Origin of the sequence: Streptomyces sp. NPDC088747 (genome assembly GCF_044751025.1) — a bacterium.
In the GTDB taxonomy this organism is placed as follows: domain Bacteria; phylum Actinomycetota; class Actinomycetes; order Streptomycetales; family Streptomycetaceae; genus Streptomyces.
This window is the reverse complement of the sequence record NZ_JBIVKZ010000012.1, coordinates 89,065-108,688: the sequence shown is the minus strand read 5'-3', so window position 1 is coordinate 108,688 and position 19,624 is coordinate 89,065. Positions and strand designations below refer to the sequence as shown.

The following is a 19,624-nucleotide window of genomic DNA, read 5'->3' as shown; positions in this document are numbered from 1 at the left end:
TGGCACGGCCATGCCTGCCCCACCCACCACCGCTGAATCGAGAACCTCCGATGTCCCGTTCCGCACGCCGCCGCGGCCTCCTCGCCGCGGTCACCGTCACCGCGCTCGCCTGCACTCCGCTCGCCTCCGCCGCCGGAAGTGACGCGGCAGCCCGCCCGTCCTCGCCCAAGCCGACCATCGTCCTCGAACACGGCGCGTTCGCGGACGCCTCCGGCTGGAACACGGTCACCGCCCGACTGCAGAAGGCCGGGTACACCGTCATCGCCCCCGCCAACCCGCTCCGCGGCCTGTCCGAGGACTCGGCACGACTCGCCTCCGTCCTCGGCGGCATCACCGGCCCCGTCGTCCTGGTCGGACACTCCTACGGCGGCGCCGTCATCACCCAGGCCGCCGCCGGAAACCCCGACGTGAAGGCCCTCGTCTACATCGCCGCGCTGATGCCCGACGCGGGCGAGAACCTGGGCGCCCTCGCCGCCCGCTCCACCGAGTCCCAACTCGCTTCCGCCCTGCGGCCGTTGCCCTACCAGGACGCCGACGGCTCGCAGGGCGCCGAACTGTTCATCGACCCGGCCCGGTTCCGTGCCGTCTTCGCGGCCGACCTGCCCGCCGCCAGGACCGACGTCATGGCCGCGGGACAACGTCCCGTGGACGCCGGGGCCTTCTCCGACACCGCCACCGCGGCGGCCTGGCGCACGATTCCCAGCTGGGCCCTGATCGCCAAGCAGGACAGGACCCTCGGCGCCGATCTGGAACGGTTCGAAGCCCGCCGCGCCAACGCCTCGACCGTCGAGATCAACAGCTCGCACGCCGCCCTGATCAGCCACCCCACCGCCGTGACCGACCTGATCGTCACCGCGGCCCGGACCGCCGGCCGGAACTAGCCGGCCGGCCGCCCGGCCGGAATGTCAGCGCAGCACGTCGGCCCAGTTCGCCGGCACGCGCCCCGCGGGCCCCGGCGTCGGCTGGTCCGCGGGGTGGCTCACCGGGGGAGCGAGGTCCGGACCGGACTCGTACATCTCGGAGGTCTCGTAGTTCCAGAACCAGTCCTCGCCGGGCTCGAAACTGCTGACGACGGGATGGCCGGAGGTCTTCGCGTGCGCGGTGGCGTGCTTGGCCGGCGAGCTGTCGCAACAGCCGATGTGCCCGCACTGGGCGCAGCGCCGCAGATGGACCCACCATCCGCCGTCGGCGTCGCAGTCACCGCAGCCCGTACCGCTCGGCGGGACGCTGGGGTCGATTCCGGCAGGCATGGTCATGACCGCTCCTGAGAGGTGTTGGCGTCCACTGATGTGTCGGGGTCCGTCTCCGCGTCGGCATCCGGGTCAACGGCGGTCAGCGGCAGACGCACCTGGAACCGGGTGTCGCCCGGGACGGACTCCACATGGAGGCTTCCGTGGTGCTTGTTGACGACGATCCGCCAGGAGATGTCCAGGCCGAGCCCCGTGCCCTCGCCGACCGGCTTGGTGGTGAAGAACGGGTCGAAGATACGGCCGCGGATCTCCGCCGGGACACCGGGCCCGGTGTCCCGGAACTCGACTAGGAACTGGTCGCCGTCGAGCGTGGTGCGCACGGTCAGTTCGCCCTCGCCGTCCATCGCCGAGACGGCGTTGTCGATGAGGTTCGTCCACACCTGGTTCAACTCGCTGGGATAGGCGGGGATGTTCGGCAGCGTTCGGTCGTACTCCTTGACGACCCTGATGCCGGAGCCGATCTTCCCGGAGAGCATCATCAGCGTGCTGTCAAGCAGTTCGTGCACATCGGCGACCTGGTAGGGCGCGCGGTCGATCTGCGAGTACTGCTTGGCCGCGTCCACGAGGTGGGTGATGCGGGTCGTGGAGTCCTCGATCTCGTTCATCAGGAGCTCGGTCTCCACGGTGTAGTTGAGCCACCGGACCGCGCCTTCGAGGGTGTTCTCGTCCACGGTCGCCGCGATTTGGTCGAGCCAGTCGGTGTCAAGACCCGCCTGCACGAAGGTCGGCGCGAGCTGCCAGCCGCCCGCGATGCCGTGGTCGTCGAACCAGTCGCCCAGCGCGTCCTCCCGGTCGGAGGTCTCCAGCGGGCTGAGCGGCGAGGCCTTGGCGACCTGCTCGGCGGTGCGCTCCTGGATCTCGACGAGCGTTTCGAGCGTGTCCCGCTTGTAGGGGCCCGCCGCGATCACGCCGAGCTTGTGCCGCATTCCGGCCACCCGGTCGCGCAGCGCGGAAGTCGCCCGGACCGCCGCCGCGGCCGGGTTGTTGAGCTCGTGCGTGAGTCCGGCGGACAGTGAGCCGAGCGCGAGCAGCCGTTCACGCTGGCTGATGGTCCGCTGGGTGTTCTGGCTGCCGAAGAACAGGCCCTCCAGCAGATGGACGGCCATCGGGAACCACTCCCGCAGCACCGCGGCGAACACCTCGGCGGGCAGGATGAAGAACCGCGAGGGCTCGGTGACCCGCAGCGAGCCCTTGTAGAACGACTGGTCGGGCTGTTCGGTCAGATAGGCCTGCATGGCCCCCGCGTACACCCCGACCTGGGAACTGCGGTTGGTCTCCACGTCGTCCTCGCCGACCCGGCGCGACATCACCAGGTTGCCTTCGAGGAGCACGAAGAAGCAGGTGGCCGGCTCGCCCTCGCGGTACACGTAGCCGGGTTCGAACAGCTCTACCCGGCCCTCGCGGCACAGCCGGTCGAGCTGGTCCCCGTCGAGCTTCTCGAACAGGAAGAGCTTCGCGAGCTCCTCGATACTGCACGGCATCGGCTGTCCGCTCACGACTGCTCCAGATAACGGTGTACGAGCATCACGGCCATGGCTCCCTCTCCGACGGCGGACGCGACCCGCTTCGCGGACTCGGCACGCGCGTCACCGGCCACGAACACGCCGGGCACGTTGGTCTCCAGGTGGTACGGCGGCCGGTCCAGCTCCCAGTCGCCGGGCGGCTGCCCGTCCGGGGTCATGTCGGGACCGGCCATGATGAACCCGCGCGGGTCCCTGAGTACGGTCCCGTCCAGCCAGTCGGTGAGCGGGGCGGCCCCGATGAACACGAACATCCACTGCGCGTCGACGAGTTCGGTGTGTCCGCTCGCCACGTCCCGCAGCGTCAGCTGCTCCAGGTGGTCCGAGCCGTGCGCGGCCTCGACGACCGTGCCGCCGCGCACGCTGATGTTGGGCGCGTCCGCGATCTGCTGGACCAGATAGGCCGACATCGACGCGGACAGGGACGAGCCGCGGATCAGTATGGTGACGGACTTGGCGCCGCGCGACAGATACATGGCGGCCTGCCCGGCGGAGTTCGCGCCGCCCACGATGTACACGTCATGGCCCTGGCAGGCCGCCGCCTCGGTGAGCGCCGAGCCGTAGAAGACGCCGCATCCGGTCAGCTCCGCCAGGCCTGGCGCCTCCAGCTGCCGGTACGAGACGCCCGTCGCCAGGATCACGGAGTGCGCGGAGATCGACGAGCCGTCCGAGAAACGGATGGTGCGCGACGCCCCGGTGATCTCAAGCCCGGTCACCTCGCGCGCGGTCAGGATCTCCGCGCCGAACTTCGCCGCCTGCCGCCGGGCCCGGTCGGTGAGCTGCGCCCCGGACACGCCGTCCGGGAAGCCGAGGTAGTTCTCGATCCGCGAGCTCTGGCCCGCCTGGCCACCGGTCGCCGACCGCTCCACCAGGACGGTCCGCAGCCCCTCGGACGCGCCGTACACGGCCGCCCCGAGACCGGCGGGGCCGCCGCCGATGACGACGAGGTCGTAGAACTCCGCGGTCGGAGTCGTGGCGAGACCCACCTGCGCGGCCAGATCGGGATCGTCGGGCTCCACCAGCGGCGTGCCGTCCGGCGTGATCACCAGCGGCAGCCGGTCACCGTCCTGCCCGGCGGCGGCCAGCAGTCGTGCGCCCTCCGGGGTGTCCGACGAGTACCAGCGGTAGGGGACCTGATTGCGGGCCAGGAACTCCCGTACGCCCGAGGAACGCGCCGACCAGCGGTGCCCGACCACCTTGCAGACCGCCACCGGCCGGTAGTCGCTCGCCCGCCAGGCGTCCAGCAGATCGTCCAGGACCGGGTAGAGCTTCTCCTCCGGCGGATCCCACGGTTTGAGCAGGTAGTGATCGAGGTCGATGACGTTGATCGCGTCGATGGCCGCGTTCGTGTCCGCGTAGGCCGTCAGCAGCACCCGCCGCGCGCCCGGATATACGTCGATCGCCTGTTCGAGGAATTCGATGCCGTTCATCTGCGGCATGCGGTAGTCCGCCAGGATCACCGCCACCTGGTCGCCGCGCAGCTTCAGCTCCCGCAGCGCCTCCAGGGCGGTCTCCCCGGACTCGGCGCGCACGATGCGGTGCGACTCGCCGTAGCGGCGCCGCAGGTCGCGGGCCACGGCGCGCGACACCCCGGGATCGTCATCCACGGTCAGAATGACGGTCCGCGCTGGACTTGCGGCCTGTGCCATACGTCTCCCACCCCGAGCGGTTCTGTGTCGTTCCGGCAGGTGCGCCCCATCGCGCCACCCGGCCGGTACAGGTCCAATCGTAAGTACGATCGGTCACCTTCGCGCTGGAACCCTGTTCTCAGGCGGTCGGCGCGGGGGCGTCGGCCCTGGGCGGCAGGGTCTGGCGGACCTCGGGGAGGATGTGCGCGACGTAGTCGTCGACGACCTCGTCCAGGCCGATGTCCCGCTGGGCGCGCTCGGAGAGGTACCAGCGGTGTTCTAGCAGCTCGTGGTACAGCTCCGCCGCGTCCATGGAGCCACGCAGGTCCAGCGGCACGGCCCGGACCGTCGGACGGAACACGTCACGGACCCAGCGGTGGGCGAGCACCTCGGGGCGGGCCGTGAGCGGATCGCCCGGCGCGTAGTCGTCCTGGGTCGCCATCCAGCTCTCCAGGTCGTTCAGCAGCCGGCGCGCCTGGTTCTCCTCGGTGTCGAGGCCGGTCAGCCGCAGAAGCTGGCGCTGGTGGTGGCCCGCGTCGACGACCTTGGGGACGAAGGTGACGGTGTCCCCGTTCGACGAGTGCGCTATCTGCATCTCCGCGACGTCGAAACCGAGGTCGTTCAGGCGGCGTATGCGGCGGTCGATGTAGTGGTGCTTGCCCGCCGGGTACACCGACGTGCGCGTCAGCTCCTCCCACAGGCCCTGGTAGCGCGCACAGATCTCCATGCCGAACTCGATCGGGTCCACGGAGGGGTGCAGGGCCCCGGCGGCCTCCAGGTCCAGCAGCTCGCCGCTGATGTTGACCCGGGCGAGGTCGAGGTCGTACTCCCGCTGTCCGGTGCTGAGCGTGGGGTGCAGATCGCCGGTCTCGGCGTCGACCAGGTAGGCGGCGTAAGCCCCGGCGTCCCGTCTGAACAGGGTGTTGGACAGCGAGCAGTCGCCCCAGGCGAACCCCGCCAGGTGCAGCCGGACCAGCAGCACCGCCAGCGCGTCCATCAGGCGGTGCATGGTGGCGGGCCGCATCGTCGTCTCGAACATCGAGCGGTAGGGCATCGAGCCGCCGAGATGCCGGGTGATGAGCACGGGCTCCAGGGGCGCGCCCTCGGCGTCCGTGCGTCCGGTGACCACGGCGAGCGGGTCCACCGCCGGGATGCCGATCCGGTCCAGGCTGCGGAGCAGCTCGTACTCACGCACGGCGGGCCGCTCGGCCAGCTCCTTGACCGCCACCACCTCGTCCCCGGCGCGCGCGTAGCGCACGACGTGCCGGGAGATCCCGCGCGGCAGCGGGACCAGATAGTGCTCGGGCCACTCCTCCAGGGGCAGCTGCCAGGGGAGTTCGAGCAGGAGCGCGGGGTGCTCCGGATTGGTCGCGCTGATCTGCAGAGCCATCGAACCGCTGCCCTCACCTCAGAGAGCTCAGGAGTGAACTCTGTTCGGTTCCAGCATCTACGAACGATCCTCCAGGTGGAAGACGGAGCGGGCGTTGCCCGACAGGAACAGCTCCGTGCTCTCCTCGTCGAGGCCCAGGTCGGGGAGGCGTTCCAGGGCGCGGGCGGGCGTGATCATCGGGTAGTTGCTGCCGAAGAGGACCTTGCGGCGTCCCCGGCCGCGCAGGTACTCCACCAGCTCGGGCGGATAGCGGCGGGCCGTGTAGGCGCTGGTGTCGATGTGGACGTTCGGGTGCTTGTCGGCCACCGCGATCATCTCCGTGGTCCACGGGTAGCCGATGTGCCCGCAGACGATGGTCAGTTCGGGGAAGTCGAGCGCGACCTGGTCGATGTAGGGGATGGGCCGGCCGGTCTCGGAGGGGCGCAGCGGTCCGGTGTGCCCGACCTGGGTGCAGAACGGGATGCCGAGGTCGACGCAGGCGGCGTACAGCGGGTAGTACAGCCGGTCGGTGGGCGGCAGTTCCCACAGCCAGGGCACGATCCTGAGCGCCACGAAGCCCAGCTCCCCGACGGCCCGCCGCAGCTCGCGCACGGCCGCGACCGGCCGGCTCAGGTCCACGCCCGCGACCCCGCGCAGCCGTCCCTCGGACTGGCCGACGAACTCGGCGACCTCGTCGTTGCTGATCAGCGGCCCGCGCGGCCCGTACCAGGCGGCCGAAAGCCCGGTCTCCACGTCGGCGGCTGCCAGCGCGGCCACGGTGGCCTTGACCGGCAGCTGCTCCTCCAGGAGCTCCATGCCGGTCCAGCGCCGCAGTGACTCGAACATCTCGTGGTTGGAATGACGGAGTGTGGGGTGCTGCATCCACGCGTCGACGACCGGCATGATCCCGTGCCCTCCCTGAACCCGCGGCTAAGCGATTGCTTACTACGACCCTAGTGCGCCGGACGGCCACCCCGATACGGCGTCGACGAGAGTGGCCAGCGCCGACGCCACGCGGGCGAACCCCGGGCCCGTGGACCCTCCTGGCTCGCTCATGTACGTGTCCCGCCGGATCTCCACCATCAGGGCGGTGACCCGCGGTTCCCGCTCGTAGTACCGCAGCGGCACGTACGTGCCGGAGAACGGGCTGTCGATCCCCACCCCGCCGACACCCGCGAACGCCTTCTCCGCCGAGGCGAGCAGTTCGGACGGTGTGTGGAACTCGTCGGTGCCCAGACAGACCGGCGGCCGGGGACCGTCGCCGTGCAGTTCGTAGGGCAGCCGGGCCGTCGGATAGGAGTGGACGTCGATGATCACGGCCCGCCCGGTGACGGCCAGCCGGTCGGCCACCGCGCTCGTCATCGCCTGTGCGTACGGGTGGAAGTAGCGGTCGACCAGCTCGCGCGGGTCGGTGCCGGCGGCCCGGAGCGGCGTCCGGTGCGTGGTCCGGGTGTAGACCGCGCCCATGCCGACGGCGAGCATCTCCTCGCGTTCGTCGGGGAAGCGCTCGGGGTCGACCACCAGCCGGGACAGCAGGTTGACGAAGCGCCACGGCGTGACGGCGGAGGCATTGGCGACCGCCGCGGCCAGTTCCGCGGTGTGCGCGTCGGTGATGTGGTCCAGCTCGCGCTCCAGCGCCGCGTCGTCGAGCACGATGCCGTCACGTGCCGCCGCCGGGATCTCCCGCGCGGAGTGCGGCACGTGCAGGATCACCGGTGAGTCGGCCGTGCCGGGGAGGAGCTCGAAGGAGTCCGGGGTCTCGTCCATAGGAGATTCCTACACGCCGGCCCGCCCGCCGAGCGTTGCCTCCAGGGGTGCGTCGCCCGTCACCTCATCCCACACCGCCGTGCCGCGCGTAGTGCTCGATCAGCGCCGCCCGGGTCGTTTCGAGCCGGTGGGCCAGGATGGCGGCGATCGTGCGGGTCAGGGACAGCTCCAGGGAGGCGTCTGCGTCGCACAGGGTGCGCACCTGCCCGGCGTCGAACTCGTATCCGCGTACGGGACTGAAGGCCTCGGCGCCGAAGTCCCAGCGGTGCGGCGGGAACAGCCACGACCAGCCGAGCAGATCACCGGGCCCCAGCGTCGCCACGGAGATGCGCCTTTCCGCGATGACCTCCTGGTACAGGGAGACCGTGCCCGAGCGCACCACCCAGAACCGGTCGGCACTGCCGCCCGCCTCGAAGATCCTTCCGTCCGCCGGGAACGAGACCTCGCGGGCCAGGCCCATCAGCCGTTCGCGATGGTCGGGGGAGAGGGCGGGCAGAAGCCGGAGAGCAGTGGGCATCGCGGACCTCCAACGCGCCACCGAGGGGCTGCGGGGGCCGGGGGCGCATGTCGTACCGGTTTTATCCCGTCACCCTCTATTGGAGCCTGATCCGCGGGTTCCGTCGCGTCGTGGACGAGGAGACTTTGTGCGGACTCACGCCGCACGGGCCACGGCCGTACCGGCGGATCCCCGCGACAGGCGCCCCGGCGCGCGGGACCGGCTCCGCTCCACGGCCCGCCCGCGCGGACATTCCAGGGGCTCGCGCGGACACCCAGGGGTTGCGGGGACCTACAGGACGGCCTTCGACGTCACCGTGAAGCGGGCGCCGTCGGGATCGGCGAGGACGGCCTCCGTGGAGCCGACGCCGTGCTGGTGGGCCGTGCCGCCGTGCGCCCGCGCGGCCCGTGCGCAGGCCTCCACGTCGCTGACGGCGAAGTGGACCTGCCAGTGCGGCCTGAGCATGGGGTCGGGCGCCGATCCCACCGCGCCGGAGTAGATCCGGGCGACGACCTCGCCCCTGCCGCGCAGCACGACCTCGTTCTCCTCGTAGTGGACCTCGTAGTCGCCGGGGGTCGAGGAGTCCCAGCCCAGGACCTCTCCGTAGAAGATGGCGGCGTCGAAGGCGTCCCTCGTGTGCAGCCGCACGAAGGCGGGCGCCGCCCGGCGCCAGCTCTCCCAGCCGGCCACCAGCTCGCCCTCCCAGATGCCGAAGACCGCTCCGTCCCGGTCGGCCAGCAGCGCGGCCCGCCCCGGCGGGAACGAGATCGGCCCCACCGCGGTCGTACCGCCGCGCTCGTGGCTGCGGGCCACGGTCTCGTCCGCGCTGGACACCGCGAAGTACGGGATCCAGGCCACGGCCGTCTGCCAGAGAGAGGTCACTCCGGAGACCCCGGCGACGGGCACCGCGTCGGACATGGCGATCTTGTACTGGTCGTCCAGCGTGCTCTTCTGCCACTCCCAGCCCAGGACGCCGTGGTAGAACCCCTGCGCGGCCCGCAGGTCGCGCGTGGTCAGACTGACCCAGCAGGGCGCGCCGAACACCGAGTGGGTGGAGACGACCTCTCCGGGGAGTGTGCTGTCGCTCTTCATCGCCGTACCGTCCTGAAGTCACCGGCCGGTATCCGCCCAGCGGTCGTAGGCCTCCCGTGCCGGAAGGCCTACGACGGCATCACAAGCGCCTGCGGATCCGCTGTCCCATCAGCTCCAGCATCTCCCGGCTGGGCGCACGGCGCATTCCGCGGGGGCTACTGGCGGGGACGCTCCAGCGTCAGCAGCAGGCCCTCCACGGCGCCGGGACCTATGCGGCCCTTGACGTCCGCGGACGTGATCGCCTTGAGCGCCCAGCCGTCCTCGGCGTGCTTGTTCAGGACCTTCTCCAGCTTGCCGCTGTCCAGCGCGTCGCCGATCAGCGATTCACGGAAGGTGACGACCTTGTACTCGTATGTGTAGGGGTTGCTCATGACTACGGGGTTCTCCTGCGCTTCGGTGGGCGTTCCGGGGCCCAGCCAATCACTGTTCGGTGCTGGAACACAGGGGCGAACCCACCCATCGCGGATACCTTGGGTGAAGCTTCACGCGGAGGGGGTCCCATGGACGAGGCGGCAGTCGGCACCGGTCGGACGGATACCCGCAGCACCGACGACTCCGCAGCCTTCGTGCGACTGCGGGCGCGCGAGTTCGGCTACCTCGACGAGGGCGCTCACACCTACCTCGACCACACCGGTGCCGGACTTCCGCCCCGCTCGCTCGTCACCGGCAGCGCGCGGCGGATCACCGGCGGCCTGTACGGCAACCCGCACTCCGGGAGCCCGGCCTCCCGCGCCTCAGGTCACCTCCTCGACCAGGCCCGCCAGGCGGTCCTGCGGCACTTCAACGCCGACCCCGCCGAGTACGCCGTGATCTTCACCGCCAACGCGACGGGCGCCCTGCGACTGGTCGGCGAGGCCTACCCGTTCACCCGCGGCCGCAGGCCGTGATGTCGCTCGACAACCACAACTCGGTGAACGGCCTGCGGGAGTACGCGCGGGCGGGCGCTGCCACCACGGCGTACTTGCCCGTCAGCGGGCCCGACCTGCGGATCGAGGAGAGCCGGCTGCGCGCCGCACTGTCCGCGGGCGGCCGGATCCCCGGTCTGCCGCGCGCACGTGGCGGGGGTCGCCGCTCGCGCGGGCTGCTGGCGTATCCGGCGCAGAGCAACTTCACCGGCGTCCAGCACCCGCTGGAGTGGATAGCGGGGGCACAGGCCCGGGGCTACGACGTCCTGCTCGACGCGGCAGCCTTCGTACCCGCCAACACGCTCGACCTGAGCCGGTACCACCCGGACTTCACCGTGGTCAGCTGGTACAAGGTCTTCGGCCACCCCACCGGCGTCGGCAGCCTGATAGCCCGCCGGGCCGCCCTCGCCGGACTGCGCCGTCCCTGGTTCTCCGGCGGCACCATCTACGCGGTGAGCGCCCAGGCGCAGTGGCACGTCCTCGCGGACGACGAGGCCGCCTTCGAGGACGGCACGGTGAACTTCCTGTCCATCCCGGACGTCACCGCGGGGCTCGCCTGGATCAACCGCGTCGGCATGGACCGCGTGCACGCCCATGTCACCGCCCTGACCGGCCAACTGCTGTCCGGCCTGCGGGCGTTGCGCCACAGCGACGGGTCACCGATGGTCCAGGTGTACGGCCCCGAGCGCGCCGACGCGGCCCGCGGAGCCACGGTCGCGCTGAACCTGCTCGGAGCGGACGGCGGGATCGTCGACGAACGGATCGTCACCCGCGACAGCGCCTCGCGCGGTATCTCCCTGCGCACCGGCTGCTTCTGCAACCCGGGCGCCGGAGAGGCGGCCTTCGCCCTGCCGCTGCGCAGGCTGCGCGCGGCGGCCCGCAGCCGACTCGGCTCCCTGGAGGACTACTTGGAGCTGCTTCAGCTGCCGTCGGCGGGCGCGGTCCGGGTCTCGCTCGGAGTGTCGTCACAGCCCGGCGACGTCGAGACGTTCCTGACCTTCGTGAGCCAGACCTACCGGGACCGGGCGCCGGGGGCGGGGGGACTGACGGCGCGGGTGGGCTGCTGAGTTGCGGGCGCCCCAAGTCGACGACTAAGTAAGGGAGTTGCGTGCGGTGCGGCGGGTTCAACGCCCCGCCCGGCTCCGTACGAGCCCCTCCCGGCACTTGCGCACGAGCACCGCCCACGTCGCCGCCGTGAACAGCAGCGCGAAGCCCGCCAGGATCAGCCACCCCCGGCTCGCCGGATGCCCGAAGGAGTCGCCGTACGAATCCAGCAGCGGCGGCCCCAGCGCCGAACCGCCCCCGCGCCACAGCGACTCCAGGCCGACTCCGCTGCCCAGCGCCTCGAACGCCCACCGGTTCGTCATCGCCCAGCTGATCGCCTCCCCGGCCTCCGTCATGCGTGGCACCGGGACGAAGGCTCCGGAGAACAGCACCTGGGGAAAGCACAGCAGTGGCAGCATCAGGGTCGCCTGCGCCGGTTCCGACACCGCCGCCGACGCGAGCAGCCCCAGGGCGAGCGCGGCGGCCGAGGCGAGCACGCTCGACGCGAACAGCGATTCGTAGGTGCCCAGGTCCGCCGCGGGCAACCGGTCCAGGGCGCGCAGGACGACCAGCAGCAGGGCGTCCGCGACCGCCAGCACGGGGAGCATGGTCGTGAGCTTCGACGCGACATACGGGCCGATCCGCAGCCCCGCCAGCCATTCGCGCCGCAGCACGGGCAGCTCGGTGCAGATCTGGAGCAGCCCGTACGTCAGTCCGAAGAAGAAGGCGCCGAACGCGATCCAGAACATGATCATCGCCGACGACCCCGGGTCGGGCGCCGCTGGATCGAAGGCGTCCGCACGGAACAGCACCGCGAACATCGCCACGATCATCACCGGCGACCCGGCCAGAACGGCAACCGAGAGCCTGTTGTGCAGCAGCAGCGCCGAACCGCGACGCGTCAGCAGCGCCCACTGCCGTACGGCCCCGACACGCGGCGCCCGCACGGACGGTGACGGCCGGTCAGCCCGCTGGACCTCGGCGGGACCGGCCCGCTCGACGCGTACGCCCCCGGCCACCGCCTCGTACACCTCCTCGACCGTGTCCACCCCGAACGCCCCGCACAGTTCGCCCGGTTCACCCACGTACGCGGTCTCGCCGCCGGGGGAGAGGAACACGACCTGGTCGCCGCGGAGCAGATCGGCGAGGACATGGGTGGTGAGTACGACGGTGGTGCCGTCCTCGGCCAGCGCGCGCAGGGTCCGCAGCAGGGCAACCCCCGTGACGGGGTCGAGTCCGGAGGTCGGCTCGTCGAGGAAGAGCACCCGCGGCCGGGTGAGCAACTCGGCGGCGACGCAGGCCCGTTTGCGTTCGCCGCCGCTCAGCGCGCGTACGGGGGTCGCGGCCCGGTCGGCGAGCCCAAGAGTGTCCAGGACCCCGTCCACCCGCGCGGCGACCGCGTCCGCCGACGTCCCCGGGGGCATCCGCAGACCCGCCGCGTGGACCAGCGTCCGGTGCAGCGGCAGCTCACGGTGAATGATGTCCTCCTGCGGCACGAACCCGAACTCCGGTCCCGGCGGACCGGGTTGGGTCCCGTCGTGCAGCACCTCGCCCTCGCTCGGCGCGCTCAGTCCCGCCAGCGTCTGCAACAGCACCGTCTTGCCCGCGCCGCTGCTCCCGGCGATCACGGTGAGCTGTCCCGGAGCGGCGTCGAAGGACACGTCGTGCAGCACCGGCCCCGCGCCGTGAACCCGCAGGCCCGTCCGACGGGCCTGGACAAGCAGGCCCTTGACCGGCAGAGGGGGTGCGTCGGTGGCGGCCTGCGGGGGCGTGGGCGTCGACATGGAGGCAGCATGCCAGGGGAAGTGTCCTGCGACGCACCCTCGTACCGACGCCTCCGAGACACGTTTGACCGAGCGGTGGACGTGACGAACGAAAGCCCGCGGTTCTGTCGTGTCTGCGACACCCACGGTTCGGGGCGTCGTAGCGTTATGCACCATAAGTGCGGATTCCTTCGACGGCGAACCCAGGGTGAACGCGATGTGTTGGAGTGCGACGGCCGATCTGGTCGCCGGTACGGCTGTCGCCGCGGTCGGCGTGGCCTGTGTGGCCCGCGTGCGCAGACCCGGCGATCTCCCGCTGGCCGCACTGCCGTTGCTCCTCGGGGCGCACCAGATCGTCGAGTCCCTGGTGTGGGACGCCGGCGGAGGGACCGGCCCCGCCACCGTCGCCTGGGCCGTCATCGCCCTGCCACTGCTGGCGGTGTGGGTACCGGTGGGCGTGCTGTGCGCCGCGCCACGGCACGCCTGGCGCCGGTTGCTGATCCCTCTCGTCGCCGGTCTCCTGACCGCCGCCACGCTCGCGTACGCCATCGCCACCCGACCGGTCAGGGCCGAGATCCGGGGCCACACCGTCGGCTACTTCGTCGATCTGTCCCACGCCGAACTGGTCATCGCCGGCTATCTGCTGGCCACCGTCGGATCCCTGCTGCTCTCCGGCGACCGTGGTGTGATGCTCCTCGGTGTGCTGGCGGCGGTGGGCGCGCTGATCTGCTGGACCCTGTGGCAGATAGAGTTCGTCTCGACCTGGTGCGCGTTCGCGGCGGTGTGCTCGCTGGTCCTGTTCGGATGGGTCCGCAGTCGCCGGCCGGTCCGGTCCGGCGCGGGGCTCCCGTCGGCAGGCCGTCGGTGAGAGAGCCGCGCCAACGGGCCGAGGGTCAGGAAGCGGCGTCGGACCGCTGACCGGCGGCGCGTTCGTCGAACGCCTCCCGCGCGGCCCGGATGGCGGTGATGTTCGCCTGCGACCAGTCGGTGATCCGCTGGATGAGCCCGCCCACCTCCTGGCCGAGGGCGGTCAACCGGTACTCCACCCGCGGCGGCACGGTCGGGTACACGTCGCGGGTCACCAGCCCCTCGCGCTCCAGTGCGCGCAGGGTCTGCGTCAGCACCTTCGGCGTCACGCCGTCCAGCCGCCTGCGCAGTTCGCCGAACCGCATGGGCCGTCCGTCCTCCAGTGCCACAAGGACCAGCATGGTCCACTTGCCGGCGATCAGTTCCAGCACGGCGCGGGTGGGGCAGTCGCGCAGAAAGACGTCCACGCCACCGAAATTCCTCAGGTCGAACCCGGTATCCATGAGGAACCTCGATATCAGACAAGTGCCTACTTCCGCGTGGTTATCGCCTCGGCGGACCATGGGACCAGCGAGCCACGCCGACGAGGAGACCTGATGTCCGCCCGGATGCACGCCATCGTCCAGTCCGAGTTCGGCGGTCCGGAGGTGCTCACCCTCCAGGAGACCGACGTACCGGAGCCCGGCCCGGGGGAGGTGCTGCTGCGGGTCGCCGGTGCCGGGGTCAACCCGGGGGACGCGGTGCTCCGGGCCGGCCGCGTGCCGGGTCTCGTCACCCTGCCGTGGACGCCGGGCAACGACGTGGCGGGCGTCGTCGAACGGACCGGGGAGGGCGTGACGCGGTTCGCGCCGGGCGACGAGGTGTACGGCATGCTGCCGGTCGCTCGACGGGGCGCGTACGCCGAGTACACCGCCGTCCCGGCCACCGCCCTGGCGCCCAGGCCGAAGAACCTCGAACCGGCGCACGCCGCGGCCGTGCCCCTGGTCGCCTTCACCGCCTGGCAGGCGCTGACCGTGCTGGCCCAAGTCCGGCCGGGCGACCGGGTACTGATCCACGCGGCGGCCGGCGGTGTCGGTCATGTCGCGGTGCAGCTCGCCCAGGAGCTGGGAGCGCACGTCATCGGTACCGCCCGCGCGGCCAACCACGGGTTCCTGCGCGACCTGGGCGCAGACGAACTGATCGACCACACCGCCACCGACTTCCGGACCGCAGTCTCCCCCGTGGACGTGGTCCTGGACCTGGTCGGCGGTTCCTACGGGCCGCGCTCCCTCGACGTCCTGAAGCCCGGCGGCCTGCTGATCGGCGCGTCGATCGACCCGGGAACGGACGAGCGGCAGGCCGCAGCCCGCGGCCTGCGCTACGTCTGGGTCACCGCCGAACCCTCCGGCCGGGTGCTGGAGCGGATCACCGAACGCATCGAGGCGGGCCGGCTCCGGGTCATGATCCACCGCACCTACCCGCTGTCCGAGGCCGCGGCGGCCCACCGCGCGATCGAGGAGAAGCGCACCACCGGCAAGATCGTCCTCGTGCCGTGAACGGCACTGAACGGCACAGTTCCGGGCGGCGCGGCGGGAGTTGAGCCGGGACGCGTTCACCCGGCGGCCGGGTGGTAGGCGCTGATGACGTACAGCGCCTCGTCGTCGATCGCGTTCTCGTCCCCGTCGAGGGAGATCCGGACCGGGTGCCCGTCGCGGGCGTAAACCGCCTGCGCCTCATGGGCGTCGTCCCGCCGGGCCCGCTCCAGCTCCTCCAACAGGTGCCCGATGGTGGGGACTTCGCCGAGCGACTGCTCGACGTACCGCCGGCCGCTGTCGTCGAGGCCGACGGCCTCGGTCACCCGGCCGGCCCGGACCCTCACGCGGAACGTCCCGATCAGACTCCGTTCCCCCTCGCTCGACGTCAGGGTGTAGACGTACGAGGCGGGCTCCTCCCAGGTGACAGTGCTGCGCTCCGAGGGCTCCGACCGGGCGGGATCCTCCGTACCCGTGGAGGTCGAGGCCGCGGTGCCACAGGCGGCGGTCGTGGACAGCAGCCCAGCCAACAGGACGGCGGTGAGCAGGGATCGGGGAGCGGTGCGTACGGTGGTCATGGCGGCAGTCCCTTCGAAGACGGCTACCGCTGGGACGCCGGCCCTCCGGGAAACGTTCGCGACTCCTGGGCAGGACCGCTCGGCGGCCCGGTGCGTGGGGGCGTACCGGAGTATTCCCCGCGACGCTGGTGGCACCGGTACCAGGACCGGCGGTCCTGCTCACCGGAGGGATCTGGTTGCCGCGGCCGGCCCGGCGCAGAGTGTTCCCATGAACACCGCGAAGCAGCCGGAAGTCAGGAGCCGCGTGACTCCGCTCAGGTCACTGCTGGGAAGCACCTACGTCCCACGTGCCGGCGGAGCCCGCCCCGTTCACCGGAACACGTTGTCGGACTCGTCCCAGACCGAGGGCTCGCCCTGCGCGTACTCGCGTGGAACGCGCGACGACGTCTGATACATCGCCTCGATCTCGGCGGCGAACCGCTTCGCGATCGCGTCCCGGCGCAGTTTCATCGAGGGCGTCAGCAGGCCGTTGGTCATGTCGAAGGACTCGGGGAGAACACGGAACACCCGGATCGACTCCGATCGGGACACCGTGGTGTTGGCCGCCGCGACGGCGCGTCTGACCTCCTCGCGCAGCTCGTTCTCCTCGCGGGCGTCCCGTACCGGGTGTTCACCCTTGGCACGGGCCGCCCGCCAGTGCGCGACGAACTCCGGATCCAGCGTGATCAGGGCGCCCACACAGGGCCGGTTGTCGCCCACGACCACCGCCTGGTGGATCAGCGGATGCACCCGCAGCCGCTCCTCCAGGGCCGCGGGGGCCACGCTCTTGCCGCCGCTCGTGATGATGATGTCCTTCTTGCGCCCGGTGATGGTCAGATAGCCCTCGGCGTCGACGCTGCCGATGTCACCGGTGGCCAGCCAGCCGTCCTGGAACGCCGCCGCGGTGGCCGGGGCGTTGTTGATGTACCCCTGGAACACCGAGGGCCCCCACACCAGGATCTCGCCGTCCTCGGCCACGTGAACCTCCGTGCCCGGCAGCGGACGGCCCACGGTGCCGAACTTCTCCCGGCCCACCGGCTGCACGGTGATGCCGCCACTGGTCTCGGTGAGCCCGTACCCGTCGTGGACGAAGATCCCGATTCCCGCGAAGAAGAGGGCCAGATCGCGGTTGAGCGGCGAGCCGCCGGACACCCCGCCGCACACTCTTCCGCCCAGCGCGGCGCGCAGCCTGCGGTAGACCGCCTTGTCGTAGAGGGAGTGCTGGAGCTTCAGGTCGAAACCCGGGCCGGGGCCCAGGCCCAGCCGCTGGCGTTCGGAGGCTTCGGCGAAATCCTGCGCGGTACGGACGGCGCGCTCGAACAGCGGTCCGCGACCGGCCTGTTGGGCGGAGCGCAGAAAGTTCTTGTAGATCTTCTCGAAGACGAACGGAACCGCGTACAGATAGGTGGGCTTGAACGAGAGGATGGCCGCGGAGAGTGCCTCCGCGTGCAGGTCCGGTTCGTGCGCCATCAGCATGCCGCCCCGCATACAGAGCCCCTGGATCATGAGGCCGTACACGTGGGAGAACGGGAGGAAGGCGAGGATGGCCGGCTGCTGACCGGGAGGAGCGGCCGTGTGTCTCCAGCCCGCGAGCAGGGTGTCGACGGGGCCGGCCAGGCTGCGATGGGTCAGGGCGCAGCCCTTGGGCTGTCCGGTCGTGCCGGAGGTGTACGCGATGACGGCCGTGGAGTCGGGCAGCACGATCCGCCGGAGCGAGTCGATCGCGGTCGTCGGTATCGCACGGCCCCGCTCGACCAGCTGCGTCAGCGCACCGGTGTCCAACTGCCAGACGTGCCGCAGGAACGGCAGCGCGGCGCACGCCGAGCCGACCGTCATCACGCCCTGCTCGTCCTCGACCACCACACCGACACAGTGCGCGTCCTTGAGGATCCACTCGACCTGCTCGTGCGAGGAGGTGGGGTAGATGGGGACCACCTCGGCGCCCACCGACCACAGGGCATAGCCGAGCACGGTCCACTCGTAACGCGTGCGCGCCATGATGGCCACGCGGTCACCCGGGCGTATCCCGGACGTGACGAGTCCCCGCGCCAGGTCCACCACTTCGTCCCACAGCTCGGCGGCAGACACCCTGGTCCACGTGGAGGGGAAGCCGTCGGTGCGGCGCGCGATCTGTGCGAGCCCCGGATCGCGGCGAGCCGTTTCGAAGAGGCTGTCGGCGAGTCCTCCCTGCATCACCGTCGTGGTCGGTGGAGGAAGTTCGGACTGGTGCATTCGCCGCTCCGGAATTCTCCTCGACGCGGCCTCACCGAGAGACGCTGGAGCCGAGGATTAGTGAATCTAGCCCACCGCGACGACCACTGTGCCGGGATTCACCGAGCAACCGCTTTTCCCGGCGGACAGGGCTTCGAACAGGGGCTCGCGGCGCCCTCGGCAGCTCTCGGGAACGGCGCGGGAACGCGGAGTTGCCGGCCCGCCGGGCGAAGCGTCACCCGTTCACCCTTTCGGACGGGGGCCTCGGGCTGACACACTCCGGAGGGTGCCTGACTTCGACATGCTTGTCATCGGTTCCGGCCCGGGTGGCCAGAAGGCTGCCATCGCCGCGGCCAAACTCGGCCGCAGGGCCGCCGTCATCGACCGCCCGGACATGGTCGGCGGGGTCTCCATCCACACCGGAACCATCCCCTCCAAGACGCTGCGCGAGGCGGTCCTCTATCTCACGGGACTGACGCAGCGTGATCTGTACGGCCAGAGCTACCGCCTCAAGGAGGACATCACCGTCGCCGACCTGACCGCGCGCACCCAGCACGTGGTCGGCCGCGAGGTCGACGTCATCCGCAGCCAGCTGTCCCGCAACCACGTCTCGCTCTTCGCGGGCACCGGCCGTTTCCTGGACGACCACACCATCGGCCTGTGCGAAGTGAACGGCCATGAGCGGGAGTTGACCGCCGAGCACATCGTCATCGCCACGGGTACGCGTCCGGCCAGGCCCGCGACCGTCGAGTTCGACGAGCAGACCATCCTCGACTCCGACAACGTCCTGAACCTGGAGCGGGTCCCGCGCTCCATGGTCATCGTCGGCGCCGGGGTGATCGGCATGGAGTACGCCTCCATGTTCGCCGCCCTCGGCAGCAAGATCACGGTGGTCGAACAGCGCCCCGGGATGCTCGACTTCTGCGACGTCGAGGTCATCGAGTCGCTCAAGTACCACCTGCGGGACCTCGCCGTCACCTTCCGCTTCGGAGAGACCGTCGCCGCGGTGGAGCGGCACGCCCGGGGCACGCTCACGATCCTGGAGAGCGGCAAGAAGATCCCGGCGGACGCGGTGATGTACTCGGCGGGCCGACAGGGGCTCACCGACGAACTCGACCTGGACAAGGCCGGGTTGTCGGCCGACCGGCGCGGCCGGATCACGGTCGACGAGAACTACCGCACCGAGGTGCCGCACATCTACGCCGTCGGTGACGTCATCGGCTTCCCCGCACTGGCCGCCACCTCGATGGAACAGGGCCGTACGGCCGCGTACCACGCGTTCGACGAGCCGGTGAACCGGATGCACGACCTCCAGCCGATCGGCATCTACACCATTCCGGAGATCAGCTTCATCGGCCGGACCGAGGACCAACTCACCGAGGACCGCGTGCCGTTCGAGGTGGGCATCTCCCGCTACCGCGAACTGGCCCGGGGACAGATCATCGGCGACTCGCACGGCATGCTCAAGCTGCTGGTCTCCCCGGACGACCGCAAACTGCTCGGGGTGCACTGCTTCGGCACCGGCGCCACCGAACTCATCCACATCGGGCAGTCCGTCATGGGCTGCGGCGGCACGGTCGACTACCTGGTCGACGCGGTGTTCAACTACCCGACGCTCGCGGAGTCCTACAAGGTCGCCGCCCTGGACGCGACCAACAAGATCCGCCAGATCGACCGGCTCAGGGACTGACCGGGCGGAGCGCG

The 19,624-nt window shown here is 71.0% G+C and carries 19 protein-coding genes; 6 read left to right on the top strand and 13 right to left on the bottom strand.

Features of this window, described 5'->3' with window-relative positions:
• Positions 1 to 50 precede the first annotated feature (50 nt).
• Positions 51 to 881, top strand: a complete 831-nt coding sequence (locus ACIP79_RS26550; protein WP_401227161.1) for an alpha/beta fold hydrolase — start codon at positions 51 to 53, stop codon at positions 879 to 881.
• 24 nt (positions 882 to 905) lie between these two features.
• On the opposite strand, the gene ACIP79_RS26545 is transcribed toward ACIP79_RS26550, so the two are convergent.
• The 9 genes from ACIP79_RS26545 to ACIP79_RS26505 all read right to left on the bottom strand — a co-directional run bounded on the left by ACIP79_RS26545 (position 906) and on the right by ACIP79_RS26505 (position 9,493).
• Positions 906 to 1,256: a UBP-type zinc finger domain-containing protein gene (locus ACIP79_RS26545; RefSeq protein WP_401227160.1), complete on the bottom strand. Its 351-nt coding sequence runs from the start codon at positions 1,254 to 1,256 to the stop codon at positions 906 to 908.
• Positions 1,253 to 2,746 (bottom strand): ATP-binding protein, encoded by a 1,494-nt coding sequence (locus ACIP79_RS26540; RefSeq protein WP_401227158.1) that lies wholly within the window; start codon positions 2,744 to 2,746, stop codon positions 1,253 to 1,255. Before ACIP79_RS26540 ends, ACIP79_RS26545 begins: the two co-directional genes overlap by 4 nt.
• Positions 2,743 to 4,419 (bottom strand): FAD-dependent oxidoreductase, encoded by a 1,677-nt coding sequence (locus ACIP79_RS26535; protein WP_401227157.1) that lies wholly within the window; start codon positions 4,417 to 4,419, stop codon positions 2,743 to 2,745. Before ACIP79_RS26535 ends, ACIP79_RS26540 begins: the two co-directional genes overlap by 4 nt.
• 118 nt (positions 4,420 to 4,537) lie before the next feature.
• Positions 4,538 to 5,788: a DUF4032 domain-containing protein gene (locus ACIP79_RS26530; protein ID WP_401227156.1), complete on the bottom strand. Its 1,251-nt coding sequence runs from the start codon at positions 5,786 to 5,788 to the stop codon at positions 4,538 to 4,540.
• Between the two features lie 57 nt (positions 5,789 to 5,845).
• On the bottom strand, positions 5,846 to 6,670 hold the full coding sequence (locus ACIP79_RS26525; protein ID WP_401227155.1) for an amidohydrolase family protein: 825 nt from the start codon (positions 6,668 to 6,670) through the stop codon (positions 5,846 to 5,848).
• A gap of 42 nt (positions 6,671 to 6,712) precedes the next feature.
• A complete protein-coding gene (locus ACIP79_RS26520; protein ID WP_401227154.1) occupies positions 6,713 to 7,534 on the bottom strand; it encodes an N-formylglutamate amidohydrolase in 822 nt (273 codons plus the stop codon).
• Between the two features lie 64 nt (positions 7,535 to 7,598).
• A complete protein-coding gene (locus tag ACIP79_RS26515) occupies positions 7,599 to 8,051 on the bottom strand; it encodes a cyclic nucleotide-binding domain-containing protein (protein WP_401227153.1) in 453 nt (150 codons plus the stop codon).
• Between the two features lie 270 nt (positions 8,052 to 8,321).
• Positions 8,322 to 9,122, bottom strand: a complete 801-nt coding sequence (locus tag ACIP79_RS26510; RefSeq protein WP_401227151.1) for a VOC family protein — start codon at positions 9,120 to 9,122, stop codon at positions 8,322 to 8,324.
• Positions 9,123 to 9,277: 155 nt separating this feature from the next.
• Positions 9,278 to 9,493 carry a DUF4177 domain-containing protein gene (locus ACIP79_RS26505; RefSeq protein WP_266471430.1) on the bottom strand — a complete coding sequence of 72 codons (216 nt, stop codon included), beginning with the start codon at positions 9,491 to 9,493 and terminating at the stop codon, positions 9,278 to 9,280.
• Positions 9,494 to 9,622: 129 nt separating this feature from the next.
• On the opposite strand from ACIP79_RS26505, the gene ACIP79_RS26500 reads away from it, so the two are divergent.
• Together ACIP79_RS26500 and ACIP79_RS26495 are read left to right on the top strand one after the other, a co-directional pair.
• Positions 9,623 to 10,009, top strand: a complete 387-nt coding sequence (locus tag ACIP79_RS26500) for a hypothetical protein (protein ID WP_401227149.1) — start codon at positions 9,623 to 9,625, stop codon at positions 10,007 to 10,009.
• Entirely contained in the window at positions 10,009 to 11,094 is a 1,086-nt protein-coding gene (locus ACIP79_RS26495) for an aminotransferase class V-fold PLP-dependent enzyme (RefSeq protein WP_401227148.1), read from the top strand. The genes ACIP79_RS26500 and ACIP79_RS26495 overlap by 1 nt, the downstream gene beginning before the upstream one ends.
• A 57-nt stretch (positions 11,095 to 11,151) precedes the next feature.
• Here the strand turns inward: ACIP79_RS26495 and ACIP79_RS26490 are convergent, their stop codons facing one another.
• Positions 11,152 to 12,855 (bottom strand): ATP-binding cassette domain-containing protein, encoded by a 1,704-nt coding sequence (locus tag ACIP79_RS26490; protein WP_401227147.1) that lies wholly within the window; start codon positions 12,853 to 12,855, stop codon positions 11,152 to 11,154.
• Between the two features lie 196 nt (positions 12,856 to 13,051).
• On the opposite strand from ACIP79_RS26490, the gene ACIP79_RS26485 reads away from it, so the two are divergent.
• Entirely contained in the window at positions 13,052 to 13,702 is a 651-nt protein-coding gene (locus ACIP79_RS26485; protein WP_387182816.1) for a DUF6629 family protein, read from the top strand.
• Between the two features lie 25 nt (positions 13,703 to 13,727).
• On the opposite strand, the gene ACIP79_RS26480 is transcribed toward ACIP79_RS26485, so the two are convergent.
• The gene (locus ACIP79_RS26480) at positions 13,728 to 14,144 is read right to left on the bottom strand and encodes a winged helix-turn-helix transcriptional regulator (protein WP_401227146.1); all 417 of its coding nucleotides are present in this window, start codon (positions 14,142 to 14,144) and stop codon (positions 13,728 to 13,730) included.
• 93 nt (positions 14,145 to 14,237) lie between these two features.
• On the opposite strand from ACIP79_RS26480, the gene ACIP79_RS26475 reads away from it, so the two are divergent.
• Positions 14,238 to 15,176 carry an NADP-dependent oxidoreductase gene (locus ACIP79_RS26475; protein ID WP_401227145.1) on the top strand — a complete coding sequence of 313 codons (939 nt, stop codon included), beginning with the start codon at positions 14,238 to 14,240 and terminating at the stop codon, positions 15,174 to 15,176.
• Between the two features lie 56 nt (positions 15,177 to 15,232).
• On the opposite strand, the gene ACIP79_RS26470 is transcribed toward ACIP79_RS26475, so the two are convergent.
• On the bottom strand, positions 15,233 to 15,730 hold the full coding sequence (locus tag ACIP79_RS26470) for a DUF6174 domain-containing protein (protein ID WP_401227144.1): 498 nt from the start codon (positions 15,728 to 15,730) through the stop codon (positions 15,233 to 15,235).
• Between the two features lie 309 nt (positions 15,731 to 16,039).
• Positions 16,040 to 17,941 (bottom strand): AMP-dependent synthetase/ligase, encoded by a 1,902-nt coding sequence (locus tag ACIP79_RS26465; protein WP_401227142.1) that lies wholly within the window; start codon positions 17,939 to 17,941, stop codon positions 16,040 to 16,042.
• 265 nt (positions 17,942 to 18,206) lie between these two features.
• Between ACIP79_RS26465 and sthA the strand changes: the two genes are divergently transcribed.
• The gene (gene sthA / locus ACIP79_RS26460) at positions 18,207 to 19,610 is read left to right on the top strand and encodes a Si-specific NAD(P)(+) transhydrogenase (protein ID WP_401227141.1); all 1,404 of its coding nucleotides are present in this window, start codon (positions 18,207 to 18,209) and stop codon (positions 19,608 to 19,610) included.
• The last annotated feature ends 14 nt before the right edge of the window (positions 19,611 to 19,624 follow it).

What these genes read in the sequence shown, in the direction of transcription:
- ACIP79_RS26520 (WP_401227154.1), bottom strand. Translation starts at nt 7,534, where the DNA reads ATGGACGAGACCCCGGACTCCTTCGAGCTCCTCCCCGGCACGGCCGAC.
- ACIP79_RS26490 (WP_401227147.1), bottom strand. Translation starts at nt 12,855, where the DNA reads ATGTCGACGCCCACGCCCCCGCAGGCCGCCACCGACGCACCCCCTCTG.
- ACIP79_RS26470 (WP_401227144.1), bottom strand. Translation starts at nt 15,730, where the DNA reads ATGACCACCGTACGCACCGCTCCCCGATCCCTGCTCACCGCCGTCCTG.
- ACIP79_RS26515 (WP_401227153.1), bottom strand. Translation starts at nt 8,051, where the DNA reads ATGCCCACTGCTCTCCGGCTTCTGCCCGCCCTCTCCCCCGACCATCGC.
- ACIP79_RS26480 (WP_401227146.1), bottom strand. Translation starts at nt 14,144, where the DNA reads ATGGATACCGGGTTCGACCTGAGGAATTTCGGTGGCGTGGACGTCTTT.
- ACIP79_RS26485 (WP_387182816.1), top strand. Translation starts at nt 13,052, where the DNA reads ATGTGTTGGAGTGCGACGGCCGATCTGGTCGCCGGTACGGCTGTCGCC.
- ACIP79_RS26505 (WP_266471430.1), bottom strand. Translation starts at nt 9,493, where the DNA reads ATGAGCAACCCCTACACATACGAGTACAAGGTCGTCACCTTCCGTGAA.
- ACIP79_RS26525 (WP_401227155.1), bottom strand. Translation starts at nt 6,670, where the DNA reads ATGCCGGTCGTCGACGCGTGGATGCAGCACCCCACACTCCGTCATTCC.
- ACIP79_RS26495 (WP_401227148.1), top strand. Translation starts at nt 10,009, where the DNA reads ATGTCGCTCGACAACCACAACTCGGTGAACGGCCTGCGGGAGTACGCG.
- ACIP79_RS26550 (WP_401227161.1), top strand. Translation starts at nt 51, where the DNA reads ATGTCCCGTTCCGCACGCCGCCGCGGCCTCCTCGCCGCGGTCACCGTC.
- ACIP79_RS26530 (WP_401227156.1), bottom strand. Translation starts at nt 5,788, where the DNA reads ATGGCTCTGCAGATCAGCGCGACCAATCCGGAGCACCCCGCGCTCCTG.
- ACIP79_RS26510 (WP_401227151.1), bottom strand. Translation starts at nt 9,122, where the DNA reads ATGAAGAGCGACAGCACACTCCCCGGAGAGGTCGTCTCCACCCACTCG.
- ACIP79_RS26465 (WP_401227142.1), bottom strand. Translation starts at nt 17,941, where the DNA reads ATGCACCAGTCCGAACTTCCTCCACCGACCACGACGGTGATGCAGGGA.
- ACIP79_RS26545 (WP_401227160.1), bottom strand. Translation starts at nt 1,256, where the DNA reads ATGACCATGCCTGCCGGAATCGACCCCAGCGTCCCGCCGAGCGGTACG.
- ACIP79_RS26500 (WP_401227149.1), top strand. Translation starts at nt 9,623, where the DNA reads ATGGACGAGGCGGCAGTCGGCACCGGTCGGACGGATACCCGCAGCACC.
- ACIP79_RS26475 (WP_401227145.1), top strand. Translation starts at nt 14,238, where the DNA reads ATGTCCGCCCGGATGCACGCCATCGTCCAGTCCGAGTTCGGCGGTCCG.
- ACIP79_RS26535 (WP_401227157.1), bottom strand. Translation starts at nt 4,419, where the DNA reads ATGGCACAGGCCGCAAGTCCAGCGCGGACCGTCATTCTGACCGTGGAT.